The sequence below is a fragment of the Jiangella anatolica genome (assembly GCF_003236295.1).
Classification (GTDB): Bacteria; Actinomycetota; Actinomycetes; order Jiangellales; family Jiangellaceae; genus Jiangella; species Jiangella anatolica.
The window spans coordinates 37,597-51,489 of sequence record NZ_POTW01000028.1 but is presented as its reverse complement, the minus strand read 5'-3'; the positions used below and the strand labels follow the sequence as shown (position 1 = coordinate 51,489).

Genomic DNA, 13,893 nt, shown 5'->3' with positions numbered 1-13,893 from the left:
GGCTCATCGCCGGCCCCGGTAGAGCAGGTACTGCTGCCGTCGCTGGTCGAACTCGCGCAGCTCGTCCTGCCAGGACGCGACGATCTCGTCGGCCGACGCTCCGGCGTCGACCATGACCCGCAGCCGCTCCGACCCGTGCAGCTTGTGGATGAAGCCGTCGCTGGTGCCGCCGCCGCGCCAGGAGAACGCCTCCGGGTACAGCCGCTTGGCCTCGACCAGCATCGCCACGCCGGTGCGGACCGGGTCGAACGCGTCCGCGTCGGTGACGTGCAGCTGGACGCCGCCGCAGACCTTCCCGACGTGCTTGCTGAACGTCGGCACGTAGTACGCCTCGCGGAAGTCGACGCCGGGCAGCCCGGCCGCGTTCATGGCGTCGGCCCAGTGGTAGGTGCCGTAGGGCGCTCCGATCAGCTCGAACGGCCGGGTGGAGCCGCGGCCCTCGGACAGCGCCGTCCCCTCGAACACGCAGGTGCCGACGTAGACCTGCGCGGTGTCCGGCGTCGGCATGTTCGGGCTGGGCAGCACCCACGGCAGCCCGGTGTCGGCGTAGCGGGAGTCCGGCCGCCACCGGCGCATCGTCACGACCTCGAGGTCCTCGACGGGCGCGCCGGCGTCGGCGGGCAGGAACTCGCCGTTGAAGAACCGGGCCAGCTCGCCGACGGTCATGCCGTGCTGCTGGACGATGTAGCGCTGACCGATGCCGGACTCGAACCCGGGGAACAGCATCGGGCCGCGGGCCGAGCCGCCGACCGGGTTCGGCCGGTCCAGCACGACGAACCGCAGCCCCATCCGGGCGGCCGCGCGCATCGCCGACCACATGGTCCAGATGTAGGTGTAGAAGCGGGCGCCGACGTCCTGGATGTCGAAGACCACGACCTCGACGTCCGCTTCGGCGAACATCCGCATGAAGCCGGCCTCCTGCGCACCGTACGCGTCGTAGACGGTGACGCCGGTGCGCGGGTCGATGGTGGTCTCCTCCGCCTCGCCGGCCTGCGCCGAGCCGCGGAACCCGTGCTCCGGCCCGAACACGCCGGCGATGGTGACGTTGCCGGAGGCGACCATGCTGTCGACGATGTGCGACGCGTCCGGCAGGATCCCGGTCGGGTTGGAGATGACGCCGACGCGATGGCCCGACAGCGCCGTCCAGCCGTCGTCGGCCAGCCGCTGCGCACCGGTGAGCACGGCCCGCGCGGGGTCCGCCCCGGCCGCGGACGCGACGGACGGGACTGCGACACCGGTCGCGGCGGCGCCCGCGGCGACTCCGGCGGCGGCTCCCGCGGAGGCGATGAACGTGCGGCGGTCCATGAGGGCTCCTCGGGTTGTCGGGGTCACCAGGTGAGGCCGTGGCCGACCGGGTAGAGCACGCTGCCGTCGGCGGCCGGCACGACGACCGGCAGCCGTCCCTCCGGTGGGATCGTGCCGGTCAGCACCGTCGCGACGCTGCGCATCGACACCGTCGTCGACGAGTAGGCGGCGAGGAACCCGGCGGTCTCCGGCAGGTAGGCGACGTCGTAGGCGTTGCGCACGGCGACGGCGACGACCGGGCGCCCGGTGGCGGCCAGCTCGGCGACCAGGCGGCGCTGCCGGCCCTCCGGGTCCGTCGTCACGATGTCCCAGGCGTTCGACGTGATGACGACGGTGAGGTCGTTCGCGGCGGTGGCCTGGACGGCGGCGGCGATCGCGGCGTCGCTGGGCCGCGTGCCGACGGCCTGGACGGTCGCCGTCGCCCCCTGGTCGCGCAGCGCCGCGGCGAGGTCGTTGCCGGCGGCGGTGTTCGCCGTGACGACGTTGACCCGGCTCGTGGGGCTCACCGGCAGGATGGCGGCGCCGCCCGGGCCGGTGTTGCGCAGCGCCGTGACGGTCGGGTCGGTGATCCGCTGCGAGGCGACCTGGTGCGCCCGGATGCCGACGACACGGGGCACCCGGCCGACGTCGACCTGCGCCTCGCCGGTGAGGCCGCGCTTGAGCTTCAGCGTCAGGATCCGCTCGACGCTGCGGTCCAGCCGCTCCTCGTCGATCTCGCCGGCGAGGACCGCCTGCAGCACCGCCTGGTACATGACGTCCATGTCGCCGTCCTTCGGGACCAGCAGCTGGTCGACGCCGGCCAGCAGCGCCAGCACCGGGACCCGGGCCGGGCCGAAGCCCTGGCGCACGCCCTCCATGTTGAGCGCGTCGGTGATCACGACTCCGTCGTAGCCGAGCTCGCCGCGGAGCAGCCCGCCGATGATCGGCTCGGACAGCGTCGCCGGCACGCCGGTCGGGTCGAGGCTCTCGACGACGATGTGCGCGGTCATGATCACGTCGATGCCGGCCTCGATCGCGGCCCGGAACGGCGGCGCGTCGATCGTCTCCCACTCCTGCCGGGTGTGGTCGATCTCCGGGACGCCGTAGTGGCTGTCCGTCGTCGTGTCACCGTGGCCGGGGAAGTGCTTGGCCGCGGCCGCGACGCCCTCGCCGTGCTGGTAGCCGGCCACCTGTGCCGCGACGTACTCCGCGGCGATCGCCGGGTCGGAGCTGAAGCTGCGCACGCCGATCACGGGGTTGCCGGCGTTGATGTTCACGTCGGCCACCGGGGCGAAGTTCTGGTTGATGCCGACGGCGCGCAGCTCGCGGGCGGTGATCCGGGCCGCCTCGCGGGCGGCGTTCGTGCTGCCGGCGGCCGCGAGGGCCTGGGCGCCGGGGAACTGGGTCGCCGGCGCCGGCATCCGGGCGACGATGCCGGTCTCCTGGTCGGCGCTGATCAGCAGCGGCGGCCCGCCGTCGCCCGTCGCCGTCCGCTGCAGGTCGTTGGAGAGCCGGGCGATCTGCTCCGGCGCGTTCACGTTGCCCGCCCAGGCGAAGTAGATGACGCCGCCGAGATGGTACTTCCGCACCACTTCGGCCGGGGTCCCGACGCCGTACGCGGCCAGGTTGCTGGCCCGCTGCGCCGCCGTGACAGTGTCCGCCTCGGCGCCGTACACCTGGACCACGAACAACTGGCCGACCTTCTGCTCCAGCGTCATTCGGGCCAGGTGCTCCTCGACCCAGCTCGTGTCCACCTCCTCGTCGGCGGCCGCCCGCGGCGCCACGAACAGGATCGCGCCGGTCGCCGCGGCGGCGCGGAGAAAGCTGCGACGGTGAATCACGGGCATGAGTGCCTCCCCGGGGATGGGCGGTTGCCGTTTTCAGCGATCCAGCTTGGGCGGGACGGTAGCGAAATGATTATCGGCGGTCAAGGGTGGTCACGCCGGGTGCTGCGCCGGCTGGGTCCGCTGTCTGGCGGAGGGGGCGGTGGGTGCTGCGCCGGCTCCGCACCCACCGCCCCCCTCCTCGGGTGCTGTGGGCTGTTGGCCGGCGCAGCGCTCTCCGCTGGACCGCCCTAGTTCGCCGTGGTGGTGGGGAGGCGGAAGAGGTCGCCGTCTAAGGGCTCTACGAGGCCGTCGGCTACCAGTGCGTCGAGGGCGCGCTCACGTTGGATCGACTCGGGCCACGCCGTGTCCAGTTGGTGTTTGGGCACGGGATCGGTGGACTCGCGGAGTACCGCTAGCAGGCGGCCGCGGGCTTGGCGGTCGGTGCCGTGCCAGGGTTGGCCGCGGCGCGGGGGGCCGTCGTCGGGCGGGGAGCCGGCCAGTCGCCAGGCGCAGACCGTTGCGATGGGGCAGGTGCCGCACCGTGGGGTCTTGGCGGTGCAGATCAGTGCGCCGAGCTCCATGACGGCGACGGCCCACGTCGGTGCTGTCTGCTCGTCGGGGAGGAGCTCCTCCGCCCGTCGTCGTTCGGCGGCCGTCGGCGCTGTGGGCGGGTACTGGGTGCCGGCGACGGCGCGGGCGAGGACGCGGCGGACGTTGGTGTCGAGGACGGGGTGGCGGGCGCCGAACGCGAAGGACGCCACCGCCGCGGCGGTGTAGTCGCCGATGCCGGGCAGCTCGATCAGCTCGTCGTACGTGGCCGGGACCGCGCCGTCGTGGCGTTCGACGATCGCCGTCGCCGCCGCGTGCAGGCGCAGCGCTCGCCGAGGGTAGCCGAGCCGGCCCCACGCCCGGATCGCCTCGCCCGGCGCCTCCGCGGCCAGGTCGGCCGGCCGCGGCCAGCGGCGCAGCCACTCGTGCCACACCGGCTGCACCCGCACGACCGGAGTCTGCTGCAGCATGATCTCGCTGACCAGCACACCCCACGGCGTCCGGTCCGGCGCGCGCCACGGCAGCTCGCGGGCGTTCGCGGCGTACCAGGACAGGACGGCGGCGTGCACCCGGATCAGACGTAGCGTTCGAGGATGCTGGACTCCGCCAGCCGCGACAGGCCCTCGCGGACGCTGCGGGCGCGGGACTCACCGACGCCCTCGACGGCCTGGAGGTCGTCGACGCTGGCGGCCAGCAGCTTCTGCAGCCCGCCGAAGTGCTCGACCAGCCGATCGATGACGCTGTCGGGCAGCCGCGGCACTCGGGCCAGCAGCCGGAACCCACGCGGGCTCACCGCCGCGTCGAGCTGCTCGCCGCCGCCGGGGAAGCCCAGCGCCCGGGCCACCGCGCCGAGGTCGAGCAGGTCGGTGCCGGACAGCGTGTCCAGCGCGCTGATCGCCTCGCCCAGGCTGCGCTTGCGGCGCCCGGACGGCGCCGGCAGGTAGTCGCGTATCACCAGTTCACGGTCGGAGTCGACGCCGGCGACGAGCTCGTCGAGCTGCAGGCTGAGCAGCCGGCCGTCGGTGCCGAGCTCGACGACGTAGCCGTCGATCTCCACCGAGATGCGCCGGACCATCTCCAGCCGCTGCGCCACCGAGACGACGTCGCGGACGGTGACGAGGTCCTCGATCTCGAGCGCCGACAGCGTGCCCGACACCTCGTCCAGCCGCAGCTTGTACCGCTCCAGCGTGGCCAGCGCCTGGTTCGCGCGGGACAGGATCTGCCCGGCGTCCTCGAGCACGTAGCGGATGTCGTCGACGTAGATCGCGACGATCCGCATCGACTGGCTGACCGAGATGACCGGGAAGCCGGTCTGCTTGGCCACCCGCTCGGCCGTGCGGTGCCGGGTGCCGGACTCCGTCGTCGGGATGGACGGGTCGGGCACCAGCTGGGTGGCGCACTTGAGGATCTTGGTGCAGTCGCGGTCGACGACGATCGCGCCGTCCATCTTGGCCAGCTCGCGCAGCCGGGTGGCGCTGAACTCGACGTCCAGGCTGAACCCGCCGGTCGACATGGCCTCGATGGTCTTGTCGTAGCCGAGCACGACCAGGGCGCCGGTGCGCCCGCGCAGGATCCGCTCCAGACCCTCGCGCAGCGCAGTGCCGGGCGCCACCGCTGCCAGAGCCAGGCGCAGTTTCGCGTCGGCGCCGGCTCGATCGATGCCTTGCACGTGACCCCTGTCGTGACCCGAACGGCTTCTCATGAACAGTGTACGATCGCGCGACGCCCGCCCGGCGTGGGACGGCGGACGACGCTGGATAGAACAGTCTAGGGCGTGAAGTGCCGCTGCGCTGCCGCGATCACGTCAATACCACGCAACGATTCAGGTGCGCTGGGGCGAATCCGCGGCCAATCCGGCATTGCGGCCGGACGCCGCCAGCGCCTGCCCCACGTCGGTGACCTCGACGACGCGGATGCCGCCGGGGACCGGGCCGGGGTCGGCCGGCACCAGCGCCGTCGTGAACCCCATGCGCTCGGCCTCGGCCAGCCGCCGGTTCAGGCCGGACACCCGGCGGATCTCGCCGGCCAGGCCGACCTCGCCGAGCGCCGTCAGCCCGGCCGGCAGCGGTGTGCCCGACGCCGCGCTGGCCACTGCCAGCAGCAGCGCCAGATCGGTGGACGGCTCGGACAGCTTCGCCCCGCCGACGGTGGACGTGTACACGTCGCTGTTGCTCAGCCGCACCTGGCCGCGTCGCTCCAGCACCGCCAGCACCATGGCCACCCGGGACGAGTCCAGCCCGCTGTTCGCCCGCCGCGGCGTGGCCAGCGCCGACGCCGCCACCAGCGCCTGCACCTCGCCCAGCAGCGGCCGCCGGCCCTCCAGCGTCACCGTGATGCAGGTGCCGGGCACCGGCGTGGCGTGCCGGCTCAGGAACAGCCCGGTGGGGTCGGCCAGCGACGAGATGCCGGTGTCGGTCAGGTCGAAGCAGCCGACCTCGTCGGCCGGGCCGAACCGGTTCTTCACCGTGCGCACCAGTCGCAGCCGCGAGTGCCGGTCGCCCTCGAAGTGCAGCACGACGTCGACCAGGTGCTCCAGCACCCGCGGCCCCGCGATGCTGCCGTCCTTGGTGACATGGCCGACCAGGATCGTCGCGATGCCGCGGTCCTTCGCCACCCGGATCAGCGACGCCGCCACCTCGCGGACCTGCGTGACGCCGCCCGCCGCGCCGTCGACGGCCGGGCTGGACACCGTCTGCACCGAGTCGAGCACCAGCAGCGTCGGCCGCACCTCGTCGATGTGCCCGAGGACGGCCGACAGGTCGGTCTCGGCGGCCAGGTACAGGTGGTCGGCGACCGCGCCGATGCGCTCGGCCCGCAGCCGTACCTGCGCCGCGGACTCCTCGCCGGTGACGTAGAGCGCCTGGCCCGCCTCGTGCGCCCACCGCGCCGTCACGTCGAGCAGCAGCGTCGACTTCCCGACGCCCGGCTCGCCGGCCAGCAGGATCACAGCGCCCTGCACCAGCCCGCCGCCCAGCGCCCGGTCGAACTCGCCGACGCCGGTCGGCCGGGACCGGGCCGCCTCGATGGCGACCGAGCCGATCGGCCGCGCCGCCTCGGTGACGGGTCCCGCCGCCGTGACGCCGGCCTTCGCCGCGCCGGCCTGCTCGACCGTCCCCCACGCCTGGCACTCGCCGCACCGGCCGACCCACTTGACCGTGGACCAGCCGCACTCCGAGCACCGGAACACCGGGGCGGTCGTCTTCGCCTTCGCCATGGCACGAACGCTAGTCGGCCGCACCGACAACGGCCTCAGAAGCGGCGCCAGAAGAGGTTCACGGCGTAGTCGACGGAGCTGCCGGCGTGCTCGGCGAGGATGGCGTCGGCGTTCGCCGGGTCGAACTCGATGCGGACGACGGCCTCGAAGGCGGCGCGGTCGGGCAGCTCCCAGCGCATCGTCAGCGGTTCGCGGTGCCAGCCCTGGCGGGCCCAGAAGCGCTCCACCGCCTCGGGGTCGTACTTCGGCAGCGCGGTGCGGAACCAGCGGCCGAAGGTCGAGCGGGTGGCGTCGTTGTCGATGACGAACGCGGTGCCGCCGTGCCGCACCACCCGGGACAGCTCGGCGAGGCCGGGCTCGCAGCCCGGGCCGAAGAAGTAGGCCCACCGCGCATGCACGACGTCGACCGAGGCCGGCGGGAGCGGCAGTTGCTGGGCCTTGCCGCGCACGACGGTGATGCGGGAGCGGACCGCGGCCGGCAGCGCGGCGACCCGCGCCTGCGCCCGGCGCACCAGTGGCGGGTGCGGCTCGACGCCGACGACCCGGCGGGCCGACGCGGCGAACCGGGGGAGGTGGAAGCCGGCGCCGCAGCCGACGTCGAGGACCTCGAGGCCGGCCCAGTCGTGGATGCCCAGCATCGCGGCCTCGATGACACCGCCGGGATCGACCCCGCGGTTCTCGATTTCGTAGACGTCCGGATGGTGCCAGATGTTCGGGCTCGGGATCACGTCACGGCGCACAGAACAATCATTGCAGACGCTGTCGGCCAATTCGGGCACAAAGGGTATTCAGAAAACCACTGTCACCGGTATGTCACCTAGATGATTGACCTTTAGTAGAGTACCTTGACACTCCTGGCCAGGGCGTCAAATGTACTCCCTGGCGGGCACCCAGAAAACAGGTTGCCTTGGGAAAGACCTTTCGAATGATTTGAGGAGAATTGTGTTGAAGACAGTGCTGCGTGGCGCCGTTGTGGCCGGCGCCGCGCTCGCCGCCTGTTTCGCCCTGAGCGTGCCGGCGGCCACGGCCGAGGAGGGGAAGAACCTCGAGCTCCCCACCGAGATCACCAGCGTCGACGAGGCCAACGGCCTGCTCGACACGCTCGGCCTCGGTGACATCGAGGTCGGCAACAGCATCTGCGCGCTGCCCTGGCTCTGGCAGGGCCCGTTCAACATCTTCGTCGGTGGGCAGGAGGCCTACTACGAAGCCTGCAACGGCAACACCGGCATTGCCATCGGTGACGGGATCAACGTCCTGAACAACGGGGCCGACTCGTACGGCGATGGCATCAATGTCCTCAACAACGCCTGCGCGGCGCCCTGGCTCTGGCAGGGTCCGGCCAACGGCGCGACGGAGGACCAGGCGGCCTACTACGTGGTCTGCAACACCGAAGAGACCACGTACGGCGACGGCATCAACGTGCTGAACGGCGCGTGCGCTCTGCCGTGGCTGTGGCAGGGCCCGGCGAACGTGTTCGTCGAGGGCCAGGAGGCCACCTACGTCGCCTGCAACAGTGACGGCACCACCTACGGCGACGGCCTCAACGTGGGCAACAACGCCTGCGCGCTGCCGTGGCTGTGGCAGGGCCCGGTCAACGGGTTCAGCGACGGTCAGTCCGCGCACTACGCCGCCTGCAACAGCGACGGCACGCTGACCGGCGACGGTGTCAACCTGCTGAACAACGCCTGCGCCGCCCCGTGGATGTGGCAGGGTCCGATCAACGCGGTGCTGGGCTCGCAGTCGGCCCACTACACCGCCTGCAGCGGCGCCGACGCGCCGTCGACGGACCTCCTGAGCAGCCTCGTCGCCGCGGAGAGCGACAGCGGGAGCATCAACGTCCTCAACGACGCGTGCGTGCTGCCGTGGCTGTGGCAGGGCCCGATCAACGCCCTGATCGGCAGCCAGGAGGCCTACTACGAGGCCTGCAACGTCAGCGACGAGGCCGAGGTCGACGGCACCGAGACCGAGACCGAGGTCGAAGGTACTGAGGTCGAGGGCACCGAGGTCGAAGGTACCGAGGTCGAAGGTACTGAGGTCGAGGGCACCGAGGTCGAAGGTACCGAGGTCGAAGGTACTGAGGTCGAGGGCACCGAGGTCGAAGGTACCGAGGTCGAGGGCACCGAGGTCGAGGGCACCGAGGTCGAAGGTACCGAGGTCGAGGGCACCGAGGTCGAGGGCACCGAGGTCGAGGGCACCGAGGTCGAGGGCACCGAGGTCGAGGGCACCGAGGTCGAGGGCACCGAGGTCGAGGGCACCGAGGTCGAGGGCACCGAGGTCGAGGGCACCGAGGTCGACGGCACCGAGGTCGACGGCACCGAGACCGACGGCACCGAGACCGACGGCACCGAGACCGACGGCTCGGAGGACGGCGCCGAGGACGGCTCCGGGAACGACTCCGGTGACGGCGACGAGCTGCCGGACACCGGTGCGTCGAGCCAGCTGCTGCTGGTCGGCGCCGGCCTGCTGCTCGCCGGCGCGGCAGCCGCTGTCGCGGTGAACCGCCGTCAGGCCCAGCAGTAACCGGTAACTCCCCTGCAGAGGCCGCCGGCCCGGACGACGATGTCCGGGTCCGGCGGCCTCTCGCTGTGCCCCGTCAGTCGGTGGAGTGCGCGGCCGTCGCGGGGTGCGCCAGGAGCGGCAGTTGCGCGGCGAGGAACGCCTCACAGTGCGCGGCCAGCTGCTCGTAGGCCTTGTCACCGACCAGCGCCCGCAGCTCCGGCTCGTTCGACCTGTACACCGGCTCGCGACCGACGTGCGCCTCGGTCGCCGTCGTGCAGTACCAGCTCATGTCGTGTCCGCCGGCGCCCCAGCCGGCCCGGTCGTACTCGCCGATGGTGATCTCGAGGTACGACGTCCCGTCCGGTCGCTCGGCCTCGCGGTAGGCGCGCCGGATGGGCAGCTGCCAGCACACGTCGGGCTTGGTCTCGAGCGGATGCTGACCGGAGGCCAGCGCGTAGGCGTGCAGCGCGCAGCCGGATCCGCCCGCGAACCCGGGCCGGTTCAGGAACACGCAGGCCCCGTCGACCACGCGGGTCTTGCGTTCGCCCTCGTCGTCGGTCTCGACCACGCCGCCGCGCAGGCCCTCGTCGCGTAGCTGCCAGACCTCCGGGCCGAGCCGGCTCGCGTAGCCGCGCACGCGCTTCTCGTCGTCCTCGTCGGAGAAGTGCGCGCCGTGCGTGCAGCAGCCGTCGTCGGGGCGGTCGGCGTAGATGCCGGGGCAGCCCTGGCCGAAGATGCACGTCCACCGGGACGTCAGCCAGGTCAGGTCGCAGCGCAGCACCTGGCCGTCGTCGGCCGGATCGGTGAACTCCACCCAGGCTCGCGCTCCGTGTGTCCGCAGCTCCACCCCACGAGTATCGTCTTTTTCGTGCGCATGGGTGTGCTCGACGTCGGTTCCAACACGGTCCATCTGCTGCTCGTCGACGCCCATCGGGGCGCGCGGCCGCTGCCGGCCTACAAGCAGAAGACCGACCTGCGGCTGGTCGAGCTGCTGGACGACTCCGGTTCGATCAGCTCGAAGGGCGCCGAGCGCCTGGTGAAGAGCTGCCGCGAGGCGGTCGAGGCGGCCGAGGACAAGGGTGCGACATCGATGCTGGCGTTCGCCACCTCGGCGCTGCGCGAGGCCGTCAACGGCACCGCGGTCCTGGACCAGGTGCGCGAGGAGGCCGGCGTCGACCTGCAGATCCTCTCCGGCGAGGACGAGGCGCGCCTGACGTTCCTGGCGGTGCGGCGCTGGTACGGCTGGTCGGCGGGGCGCCTGCTGAGCCTCGACATCGGCGGCGGCTCGCTGGAGCTGGCGTCCGGCGGCGACGAGGATCCCGACGTCGCCGTGTCGCTGCCGCTGGGCGCCGCCCGGCTCACTCGTGACTGGTTCACCGGCGATCCGCCGGACAAGGACGAGGTGCGGGCGCTGCGGCGGCACGTGCGGGCCGAGGTCGCGTCGATCATCGGCGACGTCAACCGGTACGGCGGACCGGACCGCGCGGTCGCGTCGAGCAAGACGTTCCGGTCGCTGGCCCGGGTCGCCGGCGCCGCCCCGTCCGGTGAGGGTCCGTACGTCCGGCGCACGCTGAGCAGCACCGACGTGCAGGATCTGGTGAAGAGGCTGGGGTCCATGACGGCGTCGGAGCGGGCCAAGCTGCCCGGCGTCTCGTCCGGGCGGGCCGGTCAGCTGCTGGCCGGCGCGATCGTCGCCGACGCCGCGCTGGACCTGTTCGAGATCGACGAGGTCGACGTCTGCCCGTGGGCGCTGCGCGAGGGTGTCATCCTGCGCCGGCTGGACCAGATCGAGGGGGCCGAGTTCGGCGAAACGGGCGTATCGGGTTAGAGTCGGCTGGCCGTTATCGCTCCGTGACCTCCCGGGAGGACCGTCGCTCGTGTCCCGTGCTCGCCACAAGCGTCGTCCTGTCCGCTTCCGCCGGCTCGTCCTGCCGGTCGCCGGTGCGGGCGCCGCGGCCGGTGCCGCCGTCGGCGCGACGATGCTCACCTCCGAGCCCGCCCCGCTGGCCGCCGTCGCGCCCGTCTCGCCGGCCCCGTCCGACATCGACGAGCTACGCGAGGAGGCCGCCGGCGGCCCCGCCCGCGGCGACGACGGCGGGCCGTCCCCCTTGGCCGGCGCCGGCACGGCGACGACCGCTCCGTCCCCGTCGCCGACCGCGGCCCCGGTGACGCCGACCCCCACGCCCACGCCGTCGCCCACCGGCTTCCCGCCGGTCGCCGGCTGCGACGCCACCCTCCCCGGCGACGATGTCGCCAACGGCGAGCTGGGCGACGAGCACCTGTGCGCGATCGGCAGCGGCCAGCGGCTCCGTCCGGACGCCGCCGCCTCGTTCGTCGCGCTCGACGCGTTCTACCGGGCCGAGACCGGCGAAGGTCTCATCGAGTGCGTCACGGACTCGTATCGCAGCTACGAGGCCCAGGTCGACGTCGCCGACCGCAAGCCCGGCCTGGCCGCCGAGCCCGGCACCAGCGAGCACGGCTGGGGTCTCGCCGTCGACGTCGGCTGCGGCGCCAACTCCTTCGACGGCGCCCTCTACGACTGGCTGGACGACAACGCCGACGAGTTCGGCTGGGAGAACCCGGACTGGGCCCGCCCCGGCGGCAGCACACCGGAGCCCTGGCACTGGGAGTTCACTCCTGCGTCCTGAGGCGGCCGGGCCGCTTACTCTTGGGAGCGTGTCCGAACTGCGTCAGAGCGCCTCCGGGGTGCTGCGCGTCCCCGAGGCGCCGGTCGGGCTGTCGACCGCCGCCACCTACCCGCAGGGCGCGGCGACGGCGTTCGAGATGGCCGCCTCTCTCGGCTATGACGGCGTCGAGGTGATGGTGTGGACTGACCCGGTCAGCCAGGACATCGACCAGATCGAGCGGCTGGCCGAGCGCTACGGCCTGCCGGTCCTGTCCGTGCACGCGCCGTGCCTCCTCATCACGCAGCGGGTCTGGTCGCCGGACCCCACGGTCCGGCTGACGAAGTCGCTGGAGGCGGCCCGCCGCCTCGGCGCCTCCACCGTCGTCGTGCATCCGCCGTTCCGGTGGCAGCGCGAGTACGCCCGCGGCTTCGTCGGGCTGGTGGCCCGGCTGGAGGACGAGTTCGGCATCGCCGTCGCGGTGGAGAACATGTACCCCTGGCGGGCGGCCGGTCGTGAGGTGGCCGCCTACGCGCCGGACTGGGACCCCACCGACGAGGCTTACGAGCACATCACGCTGGACCTCTCGCACGCGGCCGTCGCGGGCATGGACTCGCTGAAGATGTCCGAGGCCCTCGGCGACCGGCTGACCCACGTCCACATGACCGACGGCACCGGCTCCTCGCGCGACGAGCACCTCATCCCGGGCCGCGGCAACCAGCCGTGCTCGGCGGTGCTGGAGCGGCTGGCCCGGATCGAGTGGTCCGGATCGGTGATCCTCGAGGTGAGCACCCGGCGGGCGCGCAACACGGCCGAGCGCGAAGCCGACCTCGCCGAAGCACTGGCCTTCACCAGGCTCAACCTCGCCGCATCGGTCGAGACAGCCTTCGCCGTCGGCCCCGACGGCACGGCAGAAGTGGTCGCCCGAGGCGAAGGCTGAGCGACGAGAAGCGGACCCGACAGCGGCCAGCGAGCAACGACAACAGCGAAGTCGGTAGCCACCCCCAGCGAACCAGACAGCGGCCAGCGGACAAGAAGGACAGCGAGCCGGAAAGCCCGGGCCCATCCTCGGGGCGGCCCCCTGACGCTGCTGTACCGGGGGCGCGGGCGGCCGGGTCAAGCGGTCTCCCCGTCGCGCGAAGCGCTCAAAAGGGGTCCGCTTGAGGCGGCCTCCCGCGCCCCTGACCATGGAGAGCAGCAGGGGGCCGGCCAACGCGGCATTCCCGGCGACCGGCAGCCCGGCGAACCAAACCCCGGCAAACGAAAAGACAAAACGGCGAAAAGCGCCGAGGGCAAACCGCCCCCGACGCGACTCGCGGTACGAAATAGGAAACCGAGCAGCACGGGGGAGATTGCCGCAGGAGAAACTGGCAATCTCCGCCCCGTGCCCTCAGCGCAGGATCAGCCCTGCGGCAGCAGCTGCGTGCCCTCGGGCAGCAGCTCCAGCAGCTCCTGCTCGGTGAGGTCCTCGGGCGCGACACCCTCGGGCAGCAGGCTCTCCAGCTGCTCCTGGACGTCGGCCGGGATCTCCTCGGAGCCGTTGCAGGCTGCGTAGTCGCCGGCCTGGCTGCCCAGCAGGACGTTGAACGGGCCCTGCCAGAACCAGGGGAGGATGCAGGCGTTGTTCAGGATGTCGCTGCCCTCGGTGTCCTCGGCCGCACCGTTACAGGCCGAGTACGACCCGTACTGGTCCTCGACCATGAAGTTGACCGGGCCCTGCCAGAACCACGGCAGGATGCAGGCGTTGTTCAGGACGTCGATCTCCGGAAGGGAGTCGACACCCGGAACCTCCGGGGCCGCGGAGGCCGTGGCCCCGATGCCCATGGAGGCTGCGAACGCCACACCAGCGACGACGGCGCCGCGCAGTACGTTCTTCACCAGAATACTCCTTGAATGA

Annotated in this window: 12 protein-coding genes; 4 read left to right on the top strand and 8 right to left on the bottom strand. The window is 72.4% G+C overall.

The features are described 5' to 3' along the window. Positions 1-3: 3 nt before the first annotated feature. The 6 genes from C1I92_RS13830 to C1I92_RS13805 form a co-directional block, all read right to left on the bottom strand. A complete protein-coding gene (locus C1I92_RS13830; protein WP_111255239.1) occupies positions 4-1,305 on the bottom strand; it encodes an exo-beta-N-acetylmuramidase NamZ family protein in 1,302 nt (433 codons plus the stop codon). Between the two features lie 23 nt (positions 1,306-1,328). Further along, positions 1,329-3,131, bottom strand: coding sequence for a glycoside hydrolase family 3 protein (locus C1I92_RS13825; protein WP_111255238.1), 1,803 nt, complete (start codon positions 3,129-3,131; stop codon positions 1,329-1,331). Positions 3,132-3,358: 227 nt separating this feature from the next. After that, positions 3,359-4,237, bottom strand: a complete 879-nt coding sequence (locus C1I92_RS13820) for an iron-sulfur binding domain-containing protein (protein ID WP_111255237.1) — start codon at positions 4,235-4,237, stop codon at positions 3,359-3,361. Continuing rightward, positions 4,234-5,361 carry a DNA integrity scanning diadenylate cyclase DisA gene (disA, locus tag C1I92_RS13815; RefSeq protein ID WP_199521207.1) on the bottom strand — a complete coding sequence of 376 codons (1,128 nt, stop codon included), beginning with the start codon at positions 5,359-5,361 and terminating at the stop codon, positions 4,234-4,236. Before disA ends, C1I92_RS13820 begins: the two co-directional genes overlap by 4 nt. Before the next feature lie 120 nt (positions 5,362-5,481). After that, positions 5,482-6,873: a DNA repair protein RadA gene (radA, locus tag C1I92_RS13810; RefSeq protein WP_111255236.1), complete on the bottom strand. Its 1,392-nt coding sequence runs from the start codon at positions 6,871-6,873 to the stop codon at positions 5,482-5,484. 35 nt (positions 6,874-6,908) lie between these two features. After that, on the bottom strand, positions 6,909-7,613 hold the full coding sequence (locus tag C1I92_RS13805; RefSeq protein ID WP_199521206.1) for a class I SAM-dependent methyltransferase: 705 nt from the start codon (positions 7,611-7,613) through the stop codon (positions 6,909-6,911). A 202-nt stretch (positions 7,614-7,815) separates the two neighbouring features. On the opposite strand from C1I92_RS13805, the gene C1I92_RS13800 reads away from it, so the two are divergent. Then, positions 7,816-9,393: an LPXTG cell wall anchor domain-containing protein gene (locus C1I92_RS13800; protein ID WP_146605137.1), complete on the top strand. Its 1,578-nt coding sequence runs from the start codon at positions 7,816-7,818 to the stop codon at positions 9,391-9,393. Positions 9,394-9,466: 73 nt separating this feature from the next. Here C1I92_RS13800 and C1I92_RS13795 read toward each other — a convergent pair whose 3' ends face one another. Continuing rightward, positions 9,467-10,282 carry a DUF3109 family protein gene (locus C1I92_RS13795; protein ID WP_438940529.1) on the bottom strand — a complete coding sequence of 272 codons (816 nt, stop codon included), beginning with the start codon at positions 10,280-10,282 and terminating at the stop codon, positions 9,467-9,469. Here C1I92_RS13795 and C1I92_RS13790 point away from each other — a divergent pair. The 3 genes from C1I92_RS13790 to C1I92_RS13780 are packed head-to-tail and all read left to right on the top strand — an operon-like array spanning position 10,241 to position 12,936. Further along, on the top strand, positions 10,241-11,200 hold the full coding sequence (locus C1I92_RS13790) for a Ppx/GppA family phosphatase (protein WP_111255234.1): 960 nt from the start codon (positions 10,241-10,243) through the stop codon (positions 11,198-11,200). The genes C1I92_RS13795 and C1I92_RS13790 overlap by 42 nt on opposite strands. A gap of 49 nt (positions 11,201-11,249) precedes the next feature. Next, complete coding sequence (locus tag C1I92_RS13785) at positions 11,250-12,020, top strand: M15 family metallopeptidase (RefSeq protein ID WP_199521204.1); 771 nt, start codon at positions 11,250-11,252, stop codon at positions 12,018-12,020. 58 nt (positions 12,021-12,078) lie between these two features. Continuing rightward, positions 12,079-12,936, top strand: coding sequence for a sugar phosphate isomerase/epimerase family protein (locus tag C1I92_RS13780; protein ID WP_111255261.1), 858 nt, complete (start codon positions 12,079-12,081; stop codon positions 12,934-12,936). Between the two features lie 461 nt (positions 12,937-13,397). Here the strand turns inward: C1I92_RS13780 and C1I92_RS13775 are convergent, their stop codons facing one another. Beyond that, positions 13,398-13,874, bottom strand: a complete 477-nt coding sequence (locus tag C1I92_RS13775; protein ID WP_111255233.1) for a hypothetical protein — start codon at positions 13,872-13,874, stop codon at positions 13,398-13,400. Positions 13,875-13,893: the final 19 nt, after the last annotated feature.

Bases quoted from the DNA above. Each gene is read 5' to 3' on its own strand.
- C1I92_RS13825 (WP_111255238.1), bottom strand. From the start codon at position 3,131: ATGCCCGTGATTCACCGTCGCAGCTTTCTCCGCGCCGCCGCGGCGACC.
- radA (WP_111255236.1), bottom strand. From the start codon at position 6,873: ATGGCGAAGGCGAAGACGACCGCCCCGGTGTTCCGGTGCTCGGAGTGC.
- C1I92_RS13830 (WP_111255239.1), bottom strand. From the start codon at position 1,305: ATGGACCGCCGCACGTTCATCGCCTCCGCGGGAGCCGCCGCCGGAGTC.
- C1I92_RS13795 (WP_438940529.1), bottom strand. From the start codon at position 10,282: ATGGACCGTGTTGGAACCGACGTCGAGCACACCCATGCGCACGAAAAA.
- disA (WP_199521207.1), bottom strand. From the start codon at position 5,361: ATGAGAAGCCGTTCGGGTCACGACAGGGGTCACGTGCAAGGCATCGAT.